The following is a 21,439-nucleotide window of genomic DNA, read 5'->3' on the forward strand; positions in this document are numbered from 1 at the left end:
CTTCAGTGCTCTACCGCGAAGCCGGCCAGTTCAAGACCAATTATGTTGCGGACAGCGCGATCTTTCCTCTGCGCGAGGATCGGATTGGGCTCACCCTCATCATCGTGGCCGCCTATGCGCTGGCATTCGTCGGCAACAGCTTCCTGCTCCAGGCGGTGATGATCCCGTTCCTGGTGTTCTCGCTCGCGGCCATCGGGCTCAACATCCTCACCGGCTATACGGGCCTCCTGTCGCTCGGCACCGGCGCCTTCATGGGCGTGGGAGCTTATGCCTGCTACAAACTGATGACGGCCTTTCCCGGCGTGAACGTGATCGTCTGGATCTTCGTGTCCGGCTTCTTCTCCGCCGGCATCGGCGCCCTGTTCGGCCTGCCCTCCTTGCGCATCAAGGGCTTCTACTTGGCCGTCGCGACGCTCGCCGCGCAGTTCTTCCTGCAGTGGTGCTTCATCCGCATCCCGTGGCTCGTGAACTACAATGTCTCGGGCGCGCTCGACGCACCGCTGCGCACCCTGTTTGGCATTCCGATCATCGGCGCCACCGCCACGCCGCAGACGCGCTATCTCGTCGTGCTCACCATCGTCATCCTGCTCACCTGGCTCGCCTCGAATCTCGTCCATGGCCGCATCGGACGCATGTGGATCGCGATCCGCGACATGGATCTCGCGGCCGAACTCATGGGCATCAGACCGCTCCAAACGAAGCTGCTCGCCTTCGCCGTCTCGTCCTATTACTGCGGCGTGGCCGGCGCCCTGCTCGTCTTCCTTTGGTACGGCGGTGCGGAATACGACGTGTTCAACATCAACCAGTCCTTCTTCATCCTCTTCATGGTGATCATCGGAGGGCTCGGCAGCCTCATCGGCTCGTTCTTCGGTGCGGCGCTGATCTTCATTCTGCCGATCATCCTCGGCATCGTTCTGCCGGCAATCCTGGCGCCCTTCGGCATCTCGATCGGCGCCGATGTCATCGAGCACCTGCGTTTCATGATCGTGGGCGCGCTCATCATCTTCTTCCTGATCGTCGAACCGCACGGCCTCGCGCGGCTTTGGCAGATCGGCAAACAGAAGCTCCTGGTCTGGCCGTTCCCCTACTGACAGCGGTCCGAGAAGGAGACGAGACATGAAACAAGAATTCGGCCTTCAGCCGATACAACGGGAGGAAACGCAACCATGTCGTTTCGCAAATTTGGTCTTGGATTAGCCGCCGCGACGATGCTCGCCGGCATTGCCCTGCCTGCCTTCGCGCAGGATTCGGTCTATGTGCCTCTCTTCACCTACCGCACCGGTCCCTTTGCCGGCTCCGGCACGCCCATCGCCGACGGCATGCACGACTACCTGCGCATGCTCAATGAGCGCGATGGCGGTATCGGCGGCGTGAAGCTCGTGCTCGAGGAATGCGAGACCGGCTACGATACCAAGAAGGGCGTCGAATGCTATGAAGCGGTGAAGGGCAAGAACCCTGTCATCGTCAATCCGTGGTCGACCGGTATCACCCTGCCGCTGATCCCGCGAGCCTCCGTGGACAAGATCCCGATCCTCTCCATGGCTTACGGCCTCTCGGCCTCCGCCCGCGGCGATATCTTCCCCTGGGTCTACAACCCGCCGGCGACCTATTGGGACGGCATGTCGATGATCATCAAGTACATCGGCGAGAAGGAAGGCGGCCTCGACAAGCTGAAAGGCAAGAAGATCGGCTTCCTGCATCTCGATGCCAGCTTCGGCAAGGAGCCGATCCCGCTGCTCCAGGAAACAGCGAAGGAACTGGGCTTCGAGGTTGCGCTCTATCCCGTCGCCGCGCAGGACATGCAGAACCAGTCCTCGCAATGGCTCAGCGCTCGCCGCGATCGTCCCGACTACATGATCATGTGGGGTTGGGGCTCCATGAACGGCGCGGCGGTCAAGGAGGCCGTCCGCTCCGGCTATCCGATGGACAAGTTCTACTCGGTCTGGTGGCCGGGTGAGGACGATGCCCGCGCTGGCGGTGCGGGCGCCAAGGGCTTCAAGATGCTCAACTGGCATGCGGTGGGTGCGAACTTCCCCGCGATCCAGGACATCCAGAAGCACGTGGTCGACAAGGGTCTGTCGAAGGCTCCGAAGGACAAGGTCGGCGAGCTTCTCTACAACCGCGGCATCTATAATTCGCTGCTGATCGCCGAGGGCATCGCACAGGCGCAGAAGCTCACGGGCAAGAAGGCCGTGACCGGCGAGGACGTGCGCCGCGGCATGGAGAACATCAAGCTCGATCCGGCCCGGTTGAAGGAGCTCGGGCTCGAGGGCTTCACCGACCAGCTCGTTCTCTCCTGCAACGACCATAACGGCCACCGCGCCGCCTTCATGCAGGAATGGGACGGCACGAAATGGGTGAAGATCTCCAACCCCATCGAGCCGATGACCGACCGCGTGAAAGGCCAGCTCGATGCCGCCGCGAAGGACTATGCCGAGAAGAACGCCGGCTGGCCCAAGCGGACTGAGGCTTGCGATAAGGCGAGCTGATCTGAGCGCAACCAGCCCTCCTCCCCCGCAAGCCTCGGGCTTGCCCGAGACTTGTCTTGGGTCTGCCGCAAGTCGGGAACACCCGACTTGCGGTGGGGAGGAGTTGGAGGTGGGGGTGTGAGCGATAACCTATGAAGGTCTGGCGCCAGCACCCCCACTCTTAATCCCTCCCCACAAGGGAGAGGGAAAGGGAGAGAGCCATCGATGACGAGCGCTGCTCAGACGCACCTGCAGGACCAACCGCAACCGGCGGATATTGTCCTCAACGTCAACAACATCGAGGTCGTCTACGACCACGTGATCCTTGTGCTGAAAGGCGTCTCGCTCAATGTGCCTAAAGGCGGCATCGTGGCGCTGCTCGGCGCGAACGGCGCCGGCAAGACGACGACGCTCAAGGCCATCTCCAACCTGCTCCGCGCCGAGCGCGGCGAAGTGACCAAGGGCTCGATCGAGTTCAAGGGCGAGCGTGTCGACCGTCTTTCGCCGAACGAACTGGTGCGGCGCGGCTGCATCCAGGTTCTCGAAGGCCGTCACTGCTTTGGACACCTCACCATTGAGGAAAACCTGCTGACCGGCGCCTTCACGCGCAAGGACGGCAACGCCGCAATCCGCCGCGATCTCGAAGCGATCTACGAGTATTTCCCGCGTCTGAAGCAGCGACGCTCTTCCATGGCGGGATATACCTCCGGCGGCGAGCAGCAGATGTGCGCCATCGGCCGGGCGATGATGTCGCGTCCCTCCATGATCCTGCTCGACGAACCCTCCATGGGCCTCGCGCCGCAGATCGTGGAGGAAATCTTCGAGATCGTGCGCAAGCTCAATGCGACGGAGGGCGTATCCTTCCTGCTCGCCGAGCAGAACACCAACATGGCACTGAAATACGCCACCTACGGCTATATCCTCGAAACCGGCCGCGTGGTGATGGACGGGCCCGCGCAGATGCTGCGCGAGAACGAGGATGTGAAGGAGTTCTATCTCGGCGTTTCGGAAGGAGACCGCAAATCTTTCCGCGCCGTGAAGAGCTACAAGCGCCGCAAGCGCTGGCTCGCGTGAAGAAGCGATGTGTCGAACCGCACTTGACGTTACGTGATAACTATTCCTACGGTCGAAACCTGTGAGCGATCAACGACTCACCTAATTTCTTCTGGGGGCATTCCATGGACTTCGGACAAGCGATCAAGACCTGTCTCAACAAATACGCGACCTTTTCCGGACGCGCACAGCGCTCGGAGTATTGGTATTTCTTTCTGTTCATCATCATCGTCGACATCGTGGCGAGTATTCTGGACACCGCAATATTCGGCGACATGTCCGTCCTCTACCTCATCGCCACGTTGGCTCTTCTCCTCCCGAGCATTGCTGCAGGCGTGCGGCGCCTGCATGATACGGACAAGTCGGGCTGGTGGCTGCTGCTCGGCCTTATTCCGGTGGTCGGCGCCATCGTTCTGATCGTATTCTTCTGCCAGCGCGGAACGGTCGGTCCCAACCAGTTCGGGCCCGATCCTCTGCAGGCCTCCATTTCGGGCGCACATATGGCCGGCACCTAAATCTCTTGCCGCGAGGCAAGTGCACACCATCTCTCGCATGCCGTCAGGCGCGATCTTCGACCTGACGGCATGCTCAAGATAGAAATTTTTTTCGGAGCAGGCTCTTGGCAGATCACTATGACGATCGTGAAACCCGCTCCCCTGCCGAACGCGATGCCGCGCTCTTCGCACGACTGCCGGAAATCCTGAAGCAGGCCGCCAGGGCTCCCGCCTATGCGGAGCGCTTCAATGGCATCGACCTCGACAACATCCGAAGCCGCGAGGCACTCGCTGCCTTGCCGGTACTGCGCAAGGCCGAACTGCCGGCACTACAGAAAGCAGCCCTGCCCTTCGGCGGCTTCGTCTCCGAGGCGCCAGGCTCGTTCGGCCGCCTCTTCACATCACCCGGTCCGATCTTCGAGCCGGAGGCAACCACATCCGACCCATGGCGTTCGGCACGAGGCCTCTTCGCCGCCGGGTTCCGACGCGGCGACGTGGTTCTCAACACCTTCAGCTATCACCTGACGCCTGGCGGCTTCATCATGGATTCCGGTGCGCGCGCGCTCGGCTGCGCCGTCATCCCGGCGGGACCCGGCAATACCGAACAGCAATTCGAGCTGATCGAGGCCTATCGTCCTGTCGCCTATTGCGGCACGCCGGATTTCCTGAAGATCCTGCTCGACGGCGCGGCATCGTCCGGACGCGATATTTCGTCCATCAAGCGTGCGCTCGTCTCCGGGGCCGCGTTTCCAAAATCCCTGCAGGAGGAGTTCTCTGCCAGAGGCATTGAGGCCTATCAGGCCTATGCCACAGCGGATCTCGGCTTCATCGCGCATGAAACCTCTGTCCGCGAAGGGCTTGTGGTCAACGAAGACATCATCGTCGAGATCGTGCGCCCTGGAACGGGCGATCCGGTACCAGAGGGCGATGTGGGTGAGATCGTCGTGACGACGCTCGATCCGCACCGGCCGTTCATCCGCCTCGCTCTCGGAGACCTGACCGCAGCCATGAGCGGGGTCAGCCCCTGCGGGCGCACCAACATGCGTATCAAGGGGTGGATGGGTCGCGCCGATCAGGCCACCAAGGTTAAGGGCATGTTCATCCGTCCCGAACAGGTGGCAGAGATCGGTCGGCGGCATCCTGAGCTCGGCCGTCTGCGCCTCATCGTTACGCGCGAAGGGGAGACGGATGTCATGACCCTCGCGGCGGAAACGGTCGAGCCGAGCGATGCTCTCTCCGCGGCTGTGGACGCAACGCTTCAAAGCATCGCAAAGCTCAAAGGGCTGGTAAAATTTACCGCCCCAGGAAGCCTTCCAAACGACGGCAAGGTAATTGCAGACGAGCGCAAGTACGACTGACCCTCTATTCTTTCATTCTGGCAATTTAGCTTTGCGACACTGCAAGACAATCGAAGCTTTTAGCCTTGAACGCCAGACTCACCCTCCATAAGCTCAAGTTTATCGGCGATTCGAGGCGGGAATCTTGAAACTTCAAAAAGAAAGAGCACCCATGGGGTGCTCTTAAGGTGTCCGGCCGTAGGGGCAAAAAAGACCGGAGATGCCAATAAACGCTGGTTCGTAGAGTTGGTTCCAAAGTTTTTCGAAAAATTTCTATAGCCAAGCCCACGCCTCATTGAGGTCACGTTTTCAGAGTCTAGGGCTGAGCTTCCCGTGGGGGCAAACACGGGCCGGGGCCGCGACCATAGATCCTTCAAGGACGGGTCGCGGCCATCTCTTTTCTCAAGCTCGGCTATTGAGGTGAGAGACGATGGACATCGGATCCAAAGCGGGCGCCGCTTAGAACGCAGCCCGGTGGTCTCCTAAGAACCGCACGGACTATCGCGGACAGCCAAATTCCCTTTCCCTTTGACCCAGGCAAACAAAAAGGCCCGGAGCAAGCTCCGGGCCTTGTCGGTGGTTGGGGAGGCCGGCTCAGTAGGTGCCGAACTTGAAGTTCAGCTTGGCCCGCGCGACGAAGAAGTCGTTGTCGTCGTTGCCGACGGCGGGGGCAAAGATGTCGACCGGGGCGCCGCCGCCGGCCGGCGTGAAGGTGCCGACAAAGCCGGTGCCGAAATCGTCGTCGTCCTCATCGAAGCTGAGCCACAGGCCCTCGAGCCCGAAGGTCACCGCCGAGGAGCCGAACCAGTTCACCGGCAGCGCCCACTCGACACCGCCGCCGGCCACCCAGCCGGTGGTGTCATCGGAATAGGCCAGACCGCCGGTGGCGTAGATCAGCACGCGGTCGATCGCGACACCGGCGCGGGCCCGCACCGTGCCGAACCAGTCCGACAGGTTGGAGCGGAACTCGCCGGGCACGAAGGTGCCGGGCAGGCCGGCCGGGATGAAGGCCACGGTCTCGTCCTGATCGGTGTCGGCCCATTGGATGTCGGTCTCGAGACCGATCACGAAGGAGCCGATCTGGTAGTTGTAGCCGATCTGGGCACCGCCGGTGAAGCCGCCGTCGCCATTGTCCGGGAAGAACAGGGTGCCCGGCACATCGCCGCCGAGCACGACGGTCTCGCGGTTGCTGTCGCGCCAGCCCCAGCCGGCGTTCACACCGGCATAAAAGCCGGTCCAGGTGAAGATCGGCGCCACGATCGGTGCCGGCGGCGGCGCCTGACTCGGGAGATCCGCCGCAGAGGCAGCGGTTGCAGCAAGCGTCACGCTTGCAACCCCTGCAAGGAGGCTAAGTACGCACTTTCTCATAACCGTAACCCCTTAGTGTGAGGACTCACGGTGAAAACTTACGCCTCTTCCGTTCAGGAATGCTATGGCAAAGGTGCAACACCTACATGTTGGATCAGTATTCAATGGGTGCAAAAGTAGTACTACTTTTGATATAAAGAATTTTGTCCAATAATGCAGAAAATAAGTCTCTTAACAAGATCTTGAAAGTCATTTGACATTACTTTGAAGACATGCCCTAATAATCGCGTTTTCGGCTTGACAACCGAAGGCGAGGAGATCACTCAACCCTGCCCTTTGGGCGGGGTTTTTTCTGGAAAATGAAGGCCTGTGGGTCGCTGCTACAGATCGCCCAGCAGCAATTGCGCCTGATTGCTCGACTTCAGCATCGAGCTCTTTTTCTGAGATGAAGAGACAGTTTTCATGGCGCGCTGTTCAGGCCGCTTTCGACTGTCATCGCCGCGCATCCGCGCCTTGGCCTTGTCACGAGCAATCGCTTCCGTCGAGGCCGGATTGTCGTCCAGCCATTTGCCGCGCTTGATGACCTCGTTGACCCGTCCCTGATTGACACCAAGCTGGAAGGCAATTTCCTGCTGCGTCATCTCCGTCGTTCCATGAAGCTCCAGGATCCGCCGGGCGAGTTCAGGTGTCATTTTGCGGCCGGCGATGCGGCGGGCGGGCGCCACTGACCGCTTGGTGCGATCCCGATCGCGAAGCTTCTGCAGGATGGCGAGCGCCATGTGCATTCCCTGCTCTCGCAGGGCATCCTCGAATTCCTTGAGCGTGGTCAAATCGAACGCACTCCTTCGAAGAAACGGAAATGAGAGACCTCTCGATGCTACGCCTTCAACAAATTCAACGGCCACGCTGCAGCTTGGTTTCACTGAAACCTGAAGCATCGGACCCAAAAGTGGATCCACTTTTGGGTCCGATGCTTCACTCTTTAAAGAGCGCATCGTTCGGACGGAAAACCGGATCCGCTTTTCCGCACGATGCGCTAGGCGGAATCACTCCTCCTCATCCTTGCAGGGCCAGGCCTTCGGTGGATTGAGACCGGCTGGGAGCCTCGTCTGAGCCGTCCCACAGGCGATGTCGACTTGCGCTTGAGTGAGCCCCGTGACCCCGCTCAAATTCGCACCGCCGAGTTGCGTCAGATACAGATACGAGCCCGTGAGGTTCACACCTTGCAGGTCCTGGCCATCCAGACGAGCCCGAGAGAGGTTGGAGTAACTGAAGTCGACACCGGTCATTCTCGCACTTTGAAAGAGAACCCGCGCGAGTTCAGCCTTCGACATGTTGGCGCCGGTGAGATCAGCGCCGCTGAAGTCGGAGCGATTCAGTTCGGCCTTGCTGAAATTCGCTCCCGCGGCTTTGACCTGGGCAAAGTTCGAGCGGTTCATATCCGCAGCACTGAAGACGGCACCAGTCAGATTGGCTTGTCCGAAATTGGCGCGCCAGCCGAGCGCCTTGGTGAAATCCGCCCTGGTCAGGTCGGCCCCCTCGAAGCGGGTGCGGCTGATCTCCGTTTCACTCAAATTGGCGCCGGCCATCTTCGAGGACGCAAAATCGCTCAAGGTCAGAAGAGAACGCTGGAAGACCGTGCCTGTCAGATCCTCGTTGGTCAGCATGAGGCGCGCCTTGGAGCATCCGGACCAGTCGACTCCGGGACCCGGGCCATCCTGGCACTTGGACAAAGCCGGCCCGGAACAGACGACAACAGCGAACAAGACTACCGCAATCCTCACGCGAAAACGATCCTCCATAATGTCCTCTCAGGTTTCTCTTTCAATAATTAGGCATCGCACCCCGCCAGGGGAGCCCTTCCGGGGCAACTTTCCTGGCGTGAGCCGCCGAAAAGTGGCTTCGTTTTGCACACTGAACGATGTCTTGGTTGAAGACGGAAGCATCGATACAAGACTCGACTTCCACTTCTTATGGTCTAGCTTCTGCAGCGATCCTTGTGGAGTAAAACCATGCGCCTTTCCGTAACGTTTCCCGTTATCGTGCTTGCCGGGTTCGCCTTGGGCGGCTGCGTCGCCTCCACGACCCCAGTGGGGGTCCTGCCGCGCGAGCCCGTTCCTCCCCCGCCGTCCGTCTCCAGTGAGAGCGCGAGGCGCCCTGCCGCCACGCCACGGACCGGTGCCACATCCCAGCGCCGCGGCCTGAGCGTGCCCGGACAAACCCCTGCGCCCCGTCCCTGATCGCCTCGGAATGCCTGCATCGATCGGACCGGATCTGCCGATGCTTTTGCTTGAGGCGCAACATCTCCCAAAGAGCATTTCATCCTGCGCCAATGCGTAGCTGGCGCAGATTCCTACCCTGGTGCTATATGCCGTAACGACCAATAAGCTTGCGGGATGACGATTCATGACTTGGTTTGAGGCAATCGGCTGGCTCGGGGCAGCGCTTGCCATCACGGGCAGCGCGATGAAGACCATCATCCCGCTGCGTTGCATCGGGATCGGAGCCAATATCTGCTCCCTGATCTTCTCCTCCTTTACGGGCAATTATCCGAGCCTCGTCGTTAACCTGATCCTTTTACCGCTCAATGGCGTGCGGTTGTATCAGATGCTGGGCCTGATCAAGCGCGTAAAACACGCCTCCAAGAGCGATCTGTCCATGGAGTGGCTCAAGCCCTTCATGACGCGCCGCAAGACGAAGGCGGGAGAAGTTCTGTTCGCCAAGGGCGATGTCGCCGATTGCATGTTCTTTACGATTTCCGGGCGCTACCGCCTGAAGGAGATCGGCATCGATCTCCTTCAGGGTCAGGTCGTCGGCGAGATGGGCTTCATGTCGCCGAGCAATACGCGCACCCAGACGCTCGAATGCCTGGAGGCGGGCGAGGTGCTCAGCATCTCCTATGACGAGGTGCGCCAGCTCTATTTCCAGAACCCAGAATTCGGCTTCTACTTCCTGCGCCTCACCAGCGAACGGCTCTTCTCCAACATGGAGAAAATGGAGGAGGAGATCGCCCGTCTTCGTGCCGTCCTCCCCGAGGTCGCGTCGGTTCAGAAGGCGGCCTCAGCTTAGAATACTTATAAGAAAAGCCCAGTTTAGAAATCTTATAAGGTATTGAAATCACTCGATTTTTAATTGACGCGGCATGCCGATCATGGTTCCTCCAGCACCAAGGTGACAGGGCACATCGCCCGCCTGCCACGGTTTGCTGGAGGATTTCATAATGGTGAAACTTTCGTTTGGACGCGGTCTCATTGCCGGTGCAGCCGCTCTTGGTGCCCTGGCAGGATCGAGCCTCTCGGCTTCTGCCGAGGAAGTGCTGAACATCTACACGACCCGCGAGCCCGGCCTGATCAAGCCTGTCCTCGACGAATTCACCAAGGAGACCGGCATCAAGGTCAACACGATCTTCATCGCCAACGGTCTCGAAGAGCGCATCCGCACCGAGGGCCAGAACAGCCCAGCGGATCTGATCATCACCGTCGACATCGGCCGTCTGGCAGCCGCGAAGGATTACGGCGTGACGCAGCCGGTGAAGTCCGAGGCGCTCGAGAAGGTCATCCCGGCCGTCTATCGCGATCCGGAAGGCCATTGGTTCGGCATCGCCCTGCGCGGCCGCGTCGTCTATGCCTCCAAGGAGCGTGTGAAGCAGGACAAGATCACCTATGAGGAACTCGCCGATCCCAAGTGGAAGGGCAAGGTGTGCATCCGTTCGGGCCAGCACCTCTACAACATCAGCCTGATCGCCGCGATGATCGCCCACAAGGGCGAGGCGAAGGCCGAGGAATGGCTGAAGGGCGTGAAGGCCAATCTCGCCAAGAAGCCCTCGGGCGGTGACCGCGAGCAGGCCAAGGACATCCTGGCCGGCGTCTGCGATATCGCCGTTGGCAACACCTACTACGTCTCCCTCATGCTCAATGGCAACGACGCCGAGCAGAAGAAGTGGGGCGAGGCCATCAACGTGATCCTGCCGACCTTCGAGGGCGGCGGCACGCACGTGAACGTCTCCGGTCTGGCCCTGGCGAAGAACGCTCCGAACAAGGCCAACGCTGTGAAGTTCATGGAATACATGGTCTCGGACGCCTCTCAGCAGATCCACGCCGAAGCCAATTCCGAATATCCAATCAAGGCCGGCATCAAGATCCACCCGACCATCGCTTCCTTCGGCGAGCTCAAGGCCGACAATATCCAGATCGCCGAAATCGCGAAGCTGCGTAAGAAGGCCAGCGAGTTGGTCGACAAGGTTGGCTTTGACCAATAAGACAAAGGGCGGCTGCTCCAGCCGCCCTCTCCTATTTCAGAGAGGCGCCGCCAGCGACGGTGGCGCCGTTTCCATTTGACCGTGATCGCACAAACGAAGTCCGCATTCCGCCTCTCGTTCCGACGAAAGGCACAGCGCCTTCCCTGGTGGCTTTCGGCCGCTGTGGCTGCGATCGGCCTGATCGTTCTTCTGCCGCTTGCCGCGCTGATCGGGATCGCCGCCGAAGGCGATGCGGAGATCTGGCCGCACCTCATCGCCAACGTGCTGCCGGCGAGCACCATCGACACGCTGGCCCTGCTGACCGGGATCGGAATCGTCGCAGGCTCCATGGGCATCACGACGGCCTGGCTCGTCACCGCGCATCGCTTTCCAGGCCGCAGCATTCTGGTATGGCTGCTGCCGCTGCCGCTCGCGGTGCCGACCTACATCACGGCCTATATCTACGTCGAAATCTTTGACTCCGCCGGCCTCGTGCAGATGGCCTTGCGCGACATGATGGGCTGGAAGTCGCGTAGCGAGTATTGGTTTCCTGAGATTCGCTCGCTCCCCGGCTGCATCCTCGTGATGTCGGCGGTGCTCTATCCCTATATTTATATCGCGGCGCGCGCGATGTTCCTGACGCAGAGCGCCAGCATGCTGGAAGTGGCGCGCACGCTCGGCGCCAGCCGCATCAAGCTCTTCCGCATCATCGCGCTTCCCCTCGCCCGCCCGGCTCTCGCCGTCGGCGTGTCGCTCGCGCTGCTCGAAGCGCTGAACGACATCGGCGCGAGCGAGTATCTCGGGGTGCGCACACTCACCGTCTCCGTCTACAATACCTGGCTCAATCGCGGCAGTCTTGCGGGCGCAGCTCAGATCGCCTGTGTCATGCTCGCCTTTGTCATCGCGCTGATCCTGATCGAGCGCTACGGACGGCGTGACCGGCGCTATGCCGCTTCACCCAAGCGGCACCGCACCGTGCATCCCGTTCCCCTTTTTGGCCCGCGCGGCTGGATTGCAACATTCCTCTGCGTCATGCCGGTTGTCCTCGGCTTCATCCTGCCGACGGCCTTCCTGCTGCGCGAAACGTTTCGCGGCCGTCTCTTCGGCCAGTTCGACGCGGATTTCCTCGCCCATTTCATGACGACCATCGGCCTCTCGGTCGTGGCGACGTGCATGGTCTTGCTTCTCGCCGTCGTTCTGGTCTCGGCAGCCCGCCTCGCCAAGAACTCCCTGACCAGAGGAGCCCTCTTCGTCGCAGGCTTAGGGTATGCGCTTCCCGGGACTGTTCTGGCGCTGGGACTGATGACGCCACTGGTCGGGATCGACAATCTCATCGGCACCGTCTGGCGCAGCCTTACCGGAGAGCGCCTCGGCCTCCTTCTCATGGGAGCCGCCGGCGGCATCGTCATCGCCTATGTCATCCGCTTCCTGTCGATTGCGACCGGCTCGCTTTCAGCCGGGCTGGACCGGGTGTCGCCGAGCCTTGAGGATGCGGCCCGCACTCTCGGCGCCTCGCGAAGGGAAATGGTCTGGGCGATCCAGATCCCGCTCATGCGCCCAGCCCTTGCCAGCGCCGCCCTGCTGATCTTCGTCGATTGCATCAAGGAACTTCCGGCGACCCTGCTGCTGCGGCCTCTCAACACGGAGACGCTCTCGACGCTTGTCTACACCTATGCCTCGCGGGGCCGCTTCGAGGATGGATCACTTGCCGCTCTCGTCATCGTCCTCGTCGGGCTGCTTCCGGTGATCCAGCTCGTGCGCAGCGCCGAAGCCCGGCCGAGAGTGCCGGAGAGCCCAGGCAGTTCAGCATCGGGTTCTCCGAGCCCGGACGATCGGAGCTGAGGCACATCCTCGATAGGCTAACCAAGCTAGACTTCGGAGCTATCACCTCCCGATAGAGTGGACCAGGTCAGGAACGCGACTTAAGATGTCTGACAACAGGCTCATCGGAGCGTGAGTGGCATGAAGAAGCGGCTTGTCTTGTGGAGTAGCCTGGGCGTCGCCGCGCTCCTCGCGACCATCGGCGCGGCTTGGGTCCTCTCCCTGCCGCCAGCACCGGATGTCGGCGCCGCGCCACCGATTGCGAAGGAGGAGGCCGATGCCATGCTCGCGGCCTTGAAGCCGCCGAAGCGCCAGCGCCCCCTTATCGCGATTATCGGCATCAACGACGCCACTGAGACCACCGACTATCTCATGCCCTATGGCATTCTCCGGCGCGCCGATGTTGCCGATGTGGTGGCGCTGGCAACGAAACCGGAGCCGGTGACACTCTACCCGGCATTCAAGGTCGTGCCGGACATGACGGTCGCGGATTTCGACACGCGGCACCCCGATGGCGCCGATTATGTCATTGTTCCCGCCATGAGCCGGGACGATGACCCGACCGTCCTGCAATGGCTCAGAAACCAGGCCGCCAAGGGCGCAACCGTCATCGGCGTTTGCGCAGGCGCCAAGATCGTTGGCGAGACCGGGCTCCTCGACGGCAAGCTGGCGACCACGCACTGGTATTATCTCGATGAGCTGCGCAAGAGGCATCCGGCGATCCGCTATGTCGCGGACCGACGGCTGGTGGTCGATCGGGGCGTTGTGACGACGACGGGAATCACGGCCTCCATGCCGATGTCGCTCACACTGATCGAGGCTATCGCGGGCCGGGACAAGGCCGAGGCTGTCGCCCGTGATCTCGGTCTTCCTCACTGGGACGCGCGCCATGAAAGCGACGCGTTCACATTCACACGGCCATTCGCCCTTACGGCCCTCGCCAATACGCTCGCCTTCTGGAACCGCGAGCAGCTCGGCATCGACCTTCGGGCCGGCGCCGACGAGGTTTCGCTCGCCCTCGTGGCGGATGCCTGGTCGAGGACCTACCGGTCACACGCGGTGACATTTGCGCGGACGGCAGATGCGCTCGAGACCCGGAACCACATCCGCATCATTCCCGACAAGGTTGCGACGAACTGGTCCGCGGAACACCTGCTGCCAGCCATCGGAAGCCAGCGGCCGGCCCAGGCACTGGATCAGGCCCTGCAGGGAATTGCGACCCGATATGGAATGCCCACGGCCGATCTCGTCGCCATGCAGCTTGAATACAGACGCTGACGCTCGCCTAGCGCATCGAACGATGCGCCACTTAAGGGATTGAGCATCGGATCGATCCCAAAAGTGCCCTCCACTTTTGGGTCCGATGCTCTAGAAATCATCCTTCACGACGGCCATTGGTCCAGCACGACTTCACTGCTCACCGTCTCGACCTGATAGCGGTAGCGCCTCGAATAAAGCGTCAGAAGTGAATCGTGTCCCTCGTCCGATGAACTGCAGACGCCGTCGGCCACGATCACGACCCGCAATCCTAGATCGACTGCGCCGAGCACGGTAGCGAGCACGCACATATCGGTTTCGGAGCCGGTGATCAGCAGAGTATCGATGCCGCGCTCGCTCACGAGATCGCGCAGCTTGTGGCCGGCGAAGGCGGAATAGACCGGCTTGTCCAGGACGACTGCGGGTGGAACAAGCCGTTTCAGCGGCGGCATCAGCTCCAATAGTCGCGGATCGAAGTACTCGCGGGTGACCTGACGCCATTGCTCGTAATAGCCGCGCCATGTCCCCGGCATGTCTTCGGGACGGAACGGGGGAATGAAGCGGGTGAAGACCGTGCGGTCGGGAGCCCGCTCGACAATCTGCGCAACAGTTGGCAGGACGCGCTCCATCCACGGGGTCGGCCACGGCCCATCGACCGAGAAGAGGCGCTGCATATCGATGCAAAGGTGAAGTGTAGCGGGGCTTAATGGCGTCATGGTGGAAAGAAAAACGGATCAGCAGGAGCCCAGTTCCGCGCTTGGCCACTCATGGTGGAAAGAAAAACGGATCAGCAGGAGCCCAGTTCCGCGCTTGGCCACTCATGATAAACGACAGGCCCCGGGTTACCCCGGGACCTGCAGGAAAGAGAACTGACTTGACGTGCAACGCGCCGTAACGATCAGGCCGCGTTGGACTGGCTTCCGTTCAGGGCGACCTTGAACTCGGCCTGGGTCTTGGCCTTGATCTCATCGAGGGTGACGCCGTCGGCGAGCTCGATCAGGGTCATGCCGGAGCCGCCCTTCTTGTCGATGGCAAACACGCCCAGATCGGTGATCACCAGATCGACCACGCCGGTGCCGGTGAGCGGCAGGTTGCAGGCCTTCAGCAGCTTCGGATCCTCCGAGCCATCCTTGGCCTTGGCGACATGCTCCATGACCACGACGACGCGCTTGACGCCCGCCACCAGATCCATGGCGCCGCCCATGCCCTTCACCATCTTGCCGGGGATCATCCAGTTGGCGAGATCGCCGTTTGCGGCCACCTGCATGGCGCCCAGGATCGACAGGTCGATATGGCCGCCGCGGATCATGCCGAAGGAATCGGAGCTGGAGAAATAGCTCGTGGTCGGCAGCTCGGTGATCGTCTGCTTGCCGGCATTGATCAGGTCCGCGTCCTCCTCGCCCTCATAGGGGAATGGGCCCATGCCGAGCATGCCGTTCTCCGACTGCAGCTGCACGCGCATGCCCTTCGGGATGTAGTTCGACACCAGCGTCGGAATGCCGATGCCGAGATTGACGTAGAAGCCGTCGCGCAGCTCCTTGGCCGCGCGGGCGGCCATCTGGTCACGGGTCCAGGCCATCAGACTTCCTCTCCTGCTCCGGCAGGCGCGGCCTCGGCGCGCTTGCGGGTCGTGCGTTGCTCGATGTGTTTGACCGGGTTCGGCACATGCACCATGCGTTTGACGAAGATGCCCGGCGTGTGGATGCCATCCGGATCGATCTTGCCGGCTTCGACCAGATGCTCGACCTCGGCGATGGTGAGGCGCGAAGCGGTCGCCATCATCGGGTTAAAGTTGCGGGCGGTCTTGCGGTAGACGAGGTTGCCCTCGGTGTCGCCCTTGAAGGCATGCACGATGGAGATGTCGGCGAACAGGCCCGTTTCCATGACGTATGGCTCGCCGTTGAACTCGCGCACCTCCTTGCCCTCGGCAATCAGCGTGCCGACGCCGGTCTTGGTGTAGAAGGCCGGGATGCCGGCACCGCCAGCGCGGATGCGCTCGGCCAGCGTGCCTTGCGGGTTGAATTCCAGCTCCAGCTCGCCGGAGAGATATTGCTGGGCAAACAGTTTGTTCTCGCCCACATAAGAACTGATCATCTTGCGGATCTGGCGGGTCTCGAGCAGGCGGCCGAGGCCGATGCCGTCGACGCCGGCATTGTTGGAGATGAAGGTCAGGTCCTTCGCCCCCGAATCACGGATCGCCTCGATCAGCGTCTCCGGAATGCCGCACAGGCCGAAACCGCCGGCCATGATGGTCATGCCATCCTTGACCGCTCCAGCCAGCGCTGCCCGCGCATCGCTGTAAACTTTATCCATCAAAACTTCTCCCTGTGAGCAGATTCCTGCCCTTCGAAGCACTCCAAACCGACCCGCGGCCATTAGGTCGCAGGGCAGGTCTGGCTCGAATGGCGGCCACCCTGCAACCTGGCCTCAATTTAGACAATCCCTTCATATGGATATATGGAAACGATCCATGATTTCGGTCTTGCCTGAGGACATTCCCTCATCCCCGCTTGCGAGGCAGGACTTAAGGTTTACAACATTCATCCCATGTCCCGCCGCGTTGTCCTCCTCATTGCGTTGATTTCGCTCGCCGTTCTCGGAACGGCAGCCTCTCCCTGGACGCTTCCAGGGGGCGGCCTTTCGGCGGCTCTGACCAAGCACGTGAAAGACAAATACGGCCTCGAGCTGACGGTCAGAGGTCGCAGCACCTTCGCCGTCCTCCCCATTCCCCGGGTCAAGTTCGAGAATGTCACGCTTCAGTTCCCGGATCGGGCCCTTAAGGCCGAGGGCGGAACCCTGAGGGGCGAGCTTCGCCTCCTGCCGCTTCTCATGGGGCGGATCGAGCTCTCCGACTTCGACCTGACAGAAACGCGCATCACAGGTTCCTTCCAGGCCCTGCAATCGGTCAAATGGACGGAGATTCTCAAGGATCGGTCGAGCGCGACCTATGCCCGGCGCCTCATCGTGAGCAAATCCACCCTGCGCTGGACCGATCTGAAGGAAGCCAATCTCGACCAGCTCAACCTCGTCATCCGCTGGGCCGACGCGGCCGAGCCGATGACCATGGTGGGATCCGCTCACTGGCGGGACGAGGTGATTTCCCTCGAACAGGCCTCGGTTTTCCCCGATCTTTTGGTCTCCGACCGGATCAGCCCCTTCACCCTGACTCTCGCCACTCCCTCGGCGCGCATTGCGGCCGAAGGCGAGGCGCAACTCGGCGAAACCCCGCGGATCACCGGGGAGAGCACCATCCAGGCCAAATCCGTGCGCGATTTCACCCGCTGGAGCGGCGTGGAGCTGCCCTTCGGGTCGCTGCTGCGAGCGGTCTCCGTCGGCGGTGATTTCTCCATGGACCGTCGGCGCCTGTCATGGCCCGCCGTTTCGGTGATGCTGGGCGACGACAAGCTCGAAGGCACTCTGGGTGTCCGCTTCGATACCGACCGGCCCGTCATCACCGGGACGCTCGCGGCCGACACGCTCAATCTGTCGGATCTGTTCGCGCCCTTCTCTCAGGCCCGGACCTCCTCCGGCTCCTGGAGCGAGGAAACCATCGATCTGACGCGGGCCACCGGCACCGATCTCGACCTGCGCCTCTCGGCCGCGAGCGCCAGCCTCGGCCGCCTCAGCCTCGACGACATGGCCGCTAGCGTGCTCGTGCAACCCGGCCGGATCGAGGCTTCCATCGGACGGGCCGGCTTCCATGACGGCAGCCTCAAGGGCCGTCTGTCCCTGGTGAAGCACAACGGTCAGGTCGAACTGAAGAGTCAGGGCACATTTGCTGGCGTGAAGATCGCTCCCTTCCTCGCCGCCATGGGCGAGCCGCGCTGGATCACCGGCCAGGCGACCGGGCAGTTCAGTTTCGAGGGACTGGGCAAGAATCCTGCAGATGTGATCCGTGAGGCCCAGGGCCGCTCCTCGATCGAGGTCACCGAAGGCGAGCTCGTGGGCATCGCCCTCCATGACGCCCTTCGCCGGGTGGAGAAGCGTCCGCTCCTTGCCTCGCTCAACTGGAAGGGCGGGCGCACACCATTCGACAAGGCACAGGCGCAGGTCGTGGTGAAGAACGGTATCGGCGAGATCGCGGAAGCCCGTCTCTGGGGACCTGACGTGCAGGCCGACCTGAAGGGGCAGGTGCTTCTGGTCGACCGCCAGCTCAGCATGACGGCGAATGTTTCGCCGGCCGATGCCCAGACGGGCCAGTCACCCGCCCTCGTCTTCAACGTCATGGGCGATTGGGACAATGTCGCGGTGTCCCCGCAGGTCCGCTCCCTTATCGAGCGCTCGGGCGCAGCGAAGCCTCTCTTCCCTTCCGAGCGCGTTCCGGCCAACCAGCAGCGGCCTCAGGCTACTGCTCAGTGAGCCTCGCCATCGTGCGGCCCCAGAGGGCCGCATCAGCAAAAAGTGGATCCGATTTTCCGTATCAACGATGCTCTAGCGCCGCGACCGCAGGGCCGAGCGCTTGCTGAGCAGGGTCGCTGAGATCACACCCAGGGTCACGATGCCGATCAGGATGGCGGATGCCGCATTCACCTCCGGCGAAAGCCCGAGCCGCACCTGGCTGTAGATCTTGATCGGCAGGGTCGTCGCACCCGGCCCCGCGTTGAAGCTTGCGATCACCAGATCGTCCATGGACAGGGTGAAGGCAAGCAGGAAGCCCGCCACGATGGATGGCGCGATCAGCGGCAGCGTCACGGAAAAGAACGTACGCAGGGGCGGCGCGCCGAGATCCATCGCCGCCTCTTCGAGCGAGCGGTCGAAGGTCATGAGCCGCGACTGCACCACCACCGTCACGAAGCACATGGTAAGCGTGGTATGCGCGAGCGTGATCGTCCAGAAGCCGCGGTCAAGATCCACTGCGACGAAGAACAAAAGCAGCGACAGGCCGGTGATCACCTCCGGCATGACCATGGGCGCATAGACCATGCCGGTGAAGAGCGTGCGGCCGGGAAAACGCCCGTAGCGCGTGAGCGCGAGTGCCGCGAGGGTGCCGAGGACGGTCGCCAGCGTCGCCGACAGGAGCGCGATGCGCAAAGTCACCCAGGCTGCTTCGATAAGCCCCTCATTGCGAAACAACGCCCCGTACCACTGCGTGGAGAATCCGCCCCAGACGGTGACGAGGCGCGAGGCATTGAAGGAATAGATCACCAGCAGCAGGATCGGCAGATACAGAAACGCGAAACCGATCACGAGCGAGGTGACATTGAAGAGGCTCAGACGCCGGTTCATGGCCGTGCCTCCACGCGCCGCGCCTCGACATCGCGATAGATCACGATGGGCACGACGAGGATGATGAGCAGCAGGATCGCCACGGCGGAAGCGAGCGGCCAGTCGCGGTTGGAGAAGAACTCGCTCCAGAGCTGACGGCCGATCATCAGCGTCTCCGAGCCGCCGAGCAGATCGGGGATGACGAACTCGCCCACCGCCGGGATGAAGCACAGGAGCGAACCGGCAATGATACCCGGCATGGCGAGCGGCACGGTGATGGTCCAGAACGAGCGCCAGGGCGTCGAGCCGAGATCGAGCGCTGCCTCCAGAAGCGTATCGTCCATCTTCTCCAGCGTCGCATAGAGCGGCAGCACCATGAAGGGCAGATAGGCGTAGACGATGCCGATATAGACCGCCGTTTCCGTGTTGAGGATGTCGAGCGGCTCGGAGATCAGACCGATCCCCATGAGCGCCTGCGTGAGCAGCCCTTCCGGTTTCAGAATTGCGACCCAGGCATAGATGCGGATGAGAAAGCTCGTCCAGAACGGTAGAATGATGAGCGCCACCAGCAGCGGACGATAGCGCTCCGGCGCGCGGGCCATGCCATAGGCGATGGGAAATCCGACCAGAAGCAGCAGCAATGTCGAGATCGCCGCGATGCGCACGGAGGAGAGTGTCGCGCGGAAATAGAGGTCGTCCTGGGTCAGGAGCTCGAAATTCTCGAGATCGAGCCCGCTGAAGAATCCGGAAATATCGCTCCAGTCGAAGACCGGCTTGTAGGGCGGCTGGGCCACGGCCGGGTCCGACAGGCTGATCTTGAGGACGATCAGAAACGGCACGAGGAAGAACACGCCGAGCCAGAGATAGGGAATGGCCGGCACGAGCCCCGCGGTGAGGCGTCGCGTGAGAGAGCGGTCCATCATGGCTATTCCGCCAGGATCACGGCCGCATCCGGCGCGAAGGTGACATAGACCTGCTCGTCCCAGTCGATGGGGTTCTCGACGAAGCGCGAAGCATTGGCGCGGGTCACACGCAGGATCTCGCCGGTGGCGAGCTTCACGCGATAGACCGTCCAGTCGCCGAGATAGCCGATATCCCACACTTCGCCGGTGAGCACGTTGATGGCGCCGGGTCCCGGCGGGTCGCGCTGGATCACCATCTTCTCGGGCCGCACGGCAATCGCCACGGCCTGGCCGGAATGCAGCACCTCGTCCGGATCGTCAATGGTCAGCGGTGCGCGAGCCGACGGCGTCTCCACGCGCCAGAGACCGTTCTCCTGCCCCTGCACATGACCTTCCAGAATGTTCACGTCGCCGACGAACTCGGCGATGAAACGGGTCTTGGGCTGCTCGTAGATCTCACCCGGCGTCGCGACCTGGGCGATGCGGCCCTGGTCCATCACGGCGATGCGGTCGGCCATGGTCATGGCCTCCTCCTGATCGTGCGTGACGACCACGAAGGTCATGCCGAGTTCGTGCTGGATGTCCATCAGCTCGAATTGGGTCTCCTCGCGCAGCTTCTTGTCGAGGGCACCGAGGGGCTCATCGAGAAGCAGCACCTTCGGCTTCTTGGCAAGCGCACGGGCGAGCGCCACGCGCTGGCGCTGGCCGCCGGAGAGCTGGCTCGGATAGCGCCGGGCGAGCTTTTCGAGCTGGACGAGGCGAAGCATCTCGCCGACGCGCTCCGCGATCTGGTCCTTCGGCATCCCGTCCTGCTTCAGGCCGAAGGCGATGTTCTTCTCCACGCTCATATGGGGAAAGAGCGCATAGGACTGGAACATCATGTTCACCGGTCGCCGATAGGGCGGCACGCCGGCAAGGTTCTGGTCGCCCAAGGTGATCGTACCCTCGCTCGGCGTCTCGAAGCCCGCGAGCATGCGCATGAGGGTCGTCTTGCCGCAGCCGGAGGGGCCGAGCAGGCAGAAGAACTCGCCTTCGAAGATGTTCAGGGAGAGGTGATCCACCGCCATCGCATCGCCGAACCGCTTCGTCACGTTCTCGAAGCGGATGAGCGGCTTGGCATCGGGATTGGACCAGGGCGCGAAGGCGCGGCGCACGGCGCCGACGGAGGCGGATTGTCGAGACGGAGGAGGCAAGATGTTTTGACTTCAACCTTGAACGAGGAAACCAGCGGGCAAGCTATGATGTTCGGCCTCCGAGAACAACAGCTTAAACGCGCTGTTTCACCTGCTTGAGAGCGATGCTGGGCGCAACCCTGCCCTGCCGGATCTGAGCCGCAAACTGCCTTGCGATGGGCTTG

The 21,439-nt window shown here is 61.9% G+C and carries 20 protein-coding genes; 11 read left to right on the forward strand and 9 right to left on the reverse strand.

From position 1 onward, the window contains the following. The first annotated feature begins 5 nt into the window (after positions 1 to 5). From JO965_RS16950 to JO965_RS16970, 5 genes are all read left to right on the forward strand, one after another. Positions 6 to 1,091, forward strand: a complete 1,086-nt coding sequence (locus JO965_RS16950) for a branched-chain amino acid ABC transporter permease (RefSeq protein ID WP_203440092.1) — start codon at positions 6 to 8, stop codon at positions 1,089 to 1,091. A gap of 75 nt (positions 1,092 to 1,166) precedes the next feature. Further along, positions 1,167 to 2,489 (forward strand): ABC transporter substrate-binding protein, encoded by a 1,323-nt coding sequence (locus JO965_RS16955; protein ID WP_203440094.1) that lies wholly within the window; start codon positions 1,167 to 1,169, stop codon positions 2,487 to 2,489. A gap of 204 nt (positions 2,490 to 2,693) precedes the next feature. Then, positions 2,694 to 3,542 carry an ABC transporter ATP-binding protein gene (locus JO965_RS16960; protein WP_203440096.1) on the forward strand — a complete coding sequence of 283 codons (849 nt, stop codon included), beginning with the start codon at positions 2,694 to 2,696 and terminating at the stop codon, positions 3,540 to 3,542. A 104-nt stretch (positions 3,543 to 3,646) separates the two neighbouring features. Next, entirely contained in the window at positions 3,647 to 4,036 is a 390-nt protein-coding gene (locus JO965_RS16965; RefSeq protein WP_203440098.1) for a DUF805 domain-containing protein, read from the forward strand. Positions 4,037 to 4,140: 104 nt separating this feature from the next. Next, positions 4,141 to 5,373 carry a phenylacetate--CoA ligase family protein gene (locus tag JO965_RS16970; protein ID WP_203440100.1) on the forward strand — a complete coding sequence of 411 codons (1,233 nt, stop codon included), beginning with the start codon at positions 4,141 to 4,143 and terminating at the stop codon, positions 5,371 to 5,373. A 573-nt stretch (positions 5,374 to 5,946) separates the two neighbouring features. Here JO965_RS16970 and JO965_RS16975 read toward each other — a convergent pair. From JO965_RS16975 to JO965_RS16985, 3 genes are all read right to left on the reverse strand, one after another. Next, positions 5,947 to 6,720, reverse strand: coding sequence for an outer membrane protein (locus JO965_RS16975; RefSeq protein ID WP_203440102.1), 774 nt, complete (start codon positions 6,718 to 6,720; stop codon positions 5,947 to 5,949). Between the two features lie 320 nt (positions 6,721 to 7,040). Continuing rightward, the gene (locus tag JO965_RS16980; RefSeq protein WP_203440104.1) at positions 7,041 to 7,490 is read right to left on the reverse strand and encodes a sigma factor-like helix-turn-helix DNA-binding protein; all 450 of its coding nucleotides are present in this window, start codon (positions 7,488 to 7,490) and stop codon (positions 7,041 to 7,043) included. Between the two features lie 216 nt (positions 7,491 to 7,706). Beyond that, the gene (locus tag JO965_RS16985; protein ID WP_203440106.1) at positions 7,707 to 8,327 is read right to left on the reverse strand and encodes a pentapeptide repeat-containing protein; all 621 of its coding nucleotides are present in this window, start codon (positions 8,325 to 8,327) and stop codon (positions 7,707 to 7,709) included. Positions 8,328 to 8,672: 345 nt separating this feature from the next. On the opposite strand from JO965_RS16985, the gene JO965_RS16990 reads away from it, so the two are divergent. From JO965_RS16990 to JO965_RS17010, 5 genes are all read left to right on the forward strand, one after another. Then, a complete protein-coding gene (locus tag JO965_RS16990) occupies positions 8,673 to 8,900 on the forward strand; it encodes a hypothetical protein (protein WP_203440108.1) in 228 nt (75 codons plus the stop codon). A 166-nt stretch (positions 8,901 to 9,066) separates the two neighbouring features. Beyond that, positions 9,067 to 9,729 carry a Crp/Fnr family transcriptional regulator gene (locus JO965_RS16995; protein WP_203440110.1) on the forward strand — a complete coding sequence of 221 codons (663 nt, stop codon included), beginning with the start codon at positions 9,067 to 9,069 and terminating at the stop codon, positions 9,727 to 9,729. A 151-nt stretch (positions 9,730 to 9,880) separates the two neighbouring features. Further along, on the forward strand, positions 9,881 to 10,918 hold the full coding sequence (locus JO965_RS17000) for a Fe(3+) ABC transporter substrate-binding protein (protein WP_203440112.1): 1,038 nt from the start codon (positions 9,881 to 9,883) through the stop codon (positions 10,916 to 10,918). A gap of 81 nt (positions 10,919 to 10,999) precedes the next feature. Next, the gene (locus JO965_RS17005; protein ID WP_246776597.1) at positions 11,000 to 12,739 is read left to right on the forward strand and encodes an iron ABC transporter permease; all 1,740 of its coding nucleotides are present in this window, start codon (positions 11,000 to 11,002) and stop codon (positions 12,737 to 12,739) included. A gap of 120 nt (positions 12,740 to 12,859) precedes the next feature. Continuing rightward, positions 12,860 to 13,996, forward strand: coding sequence for a DJ-1/PfpI family protein (locus tag JO965_RS17010; RefSeq protein WP_203440114.1), 1,137 nt, complete (start codon positions 12,860 to 12,862; stop codon positions 13,994 to 13,996). 104 nt (positions 13,997 to 14,100) lie between these two features. Here the strand turns inward: JO965_RS17010 and JO965_RS17015 are convergent, their stop codons facing one another. The 3 genes from JO965_RS17015 to JO965_RS17025 all read right to left on the reverse strand — a co-directional run bounded on the left by JO965_RS17015 (position 14,101) and on the right by JO965_RS17025 (position 16,288). Next, positions 14,101 to 14,649, reverse strand: a complete 549-nt coding sequence (locus JO965_RS17015; RefSeq protein WP_371826801.1) for a cysteine hydrolase family protein — start codon at positions 14,647 to 14,649, stop codon at positions 14,101 to 14,103. Between the two features lie 224 nt (positions 14,650 to 14,873). Further along, complete coding sequence (locus JO965_RS17020) at positions 14,874 to 15,554, reverse strand: 3-oxoacid CoA-transferase subunit B (protein WP_203440118.1); 681 nt, start codon at positions 15,552 to 15,554, stop codon at positions 14,874 to 14,876. After that, a complete protein-coding gene (locus JO965_RS17025) occupies positions 15,554 to 16,288 on the reverse strand; it encodes a CoA transferase subunit A (protein WP_203440120.1) in 735 nt (244 codons plus the stop codon). Before JO965_RS17025 ends, JO965_RS17020 begins: the two co-directional genes overlap by 1 nt. A 234-nt stretch (positions 16,289 to 16,522) precedes the next feature. Here JO965_RS17025 and JO965_RS17030 point away from each other — a divergent pair, with 234 nt between their 5' ends. Next, complete coding sequence (locus tag JO965_RS17030) at positions 16,523 to 18,334, forward strand: AsmA-like C-terminal region-containing protein (protein ID WP_203440121.1); 1,812 nt, start codon at positions 16,523 to 16,525, stop codon at positions 18,332 to 18,334. 72 nt (positions 18,335 to 18,406) lie between these two features. Here the strand turns inward: JO965_RS17030 and JO965_RS17035 are convergent, their stop codons facing one another. The 3 genes from JO965_RS17035 to JO965_RS17045 are packed head-to-tail and all read right to left on the reverse strand — an operon-like array spanning position 18,407 to position 21,275. Further along, positions 18,407 to 19,201 carry an ABC transporter permease gene (locus JO965_RS17035; protein ID WP_203440123.1) on the reverse strand — a complete coding sequence of 265 codons (795 nt, stop codon included), beginning with the start codon at positions 19,199 to 19,201 and terminating at the stop codon, positions 18,407 to 18,409. Continuing rightward, the gene (locus tag JO965_RS17040) at positions 19,198 to 20,103 is read right to left on the reverse strand and encodes an ABC transporter permease (protein ID WP_203440125.1); all 906 of its coding nucleotides are present in this window, start codon (positions 20,101 to 20,103) and stop codon (positions 19,198 to 19,200) included. The genes JO965_RS17035 and JO965_RS17040 overlap by 4 nt, the downstream gene beginning before the upstream one ends. 2 nt (positions 20,104 to 20,105) lie before the next feature. Continuing rightward, the gene (locus tag JO965_RS17045) at positions 20,106 to 21,275 is read right to left on the reverse strand and encodes an ABC transporter ATP-binding protein (RefSeq protein WP_203440126.1); all 1,170 of its coding nucleotides are present in this window, start codon (positions 21,273 to 21,275) and stop codon (positions 20,106 to 20,108) included. Positions 21,276 to 21,439 lie beyond the last annotated feature (164 nt).

The sequence above is a fragment of the Microvirga sp. VF16 genome (genome assembly GCF_016864375.1).
In the GTDB taxonomy this organism is placed as follows: domain Bacteria; phylum Pseudomonadota; class Alphaproteobacteria; order Rhizobiales; family Beijerinckiaceae; genus Microvirga.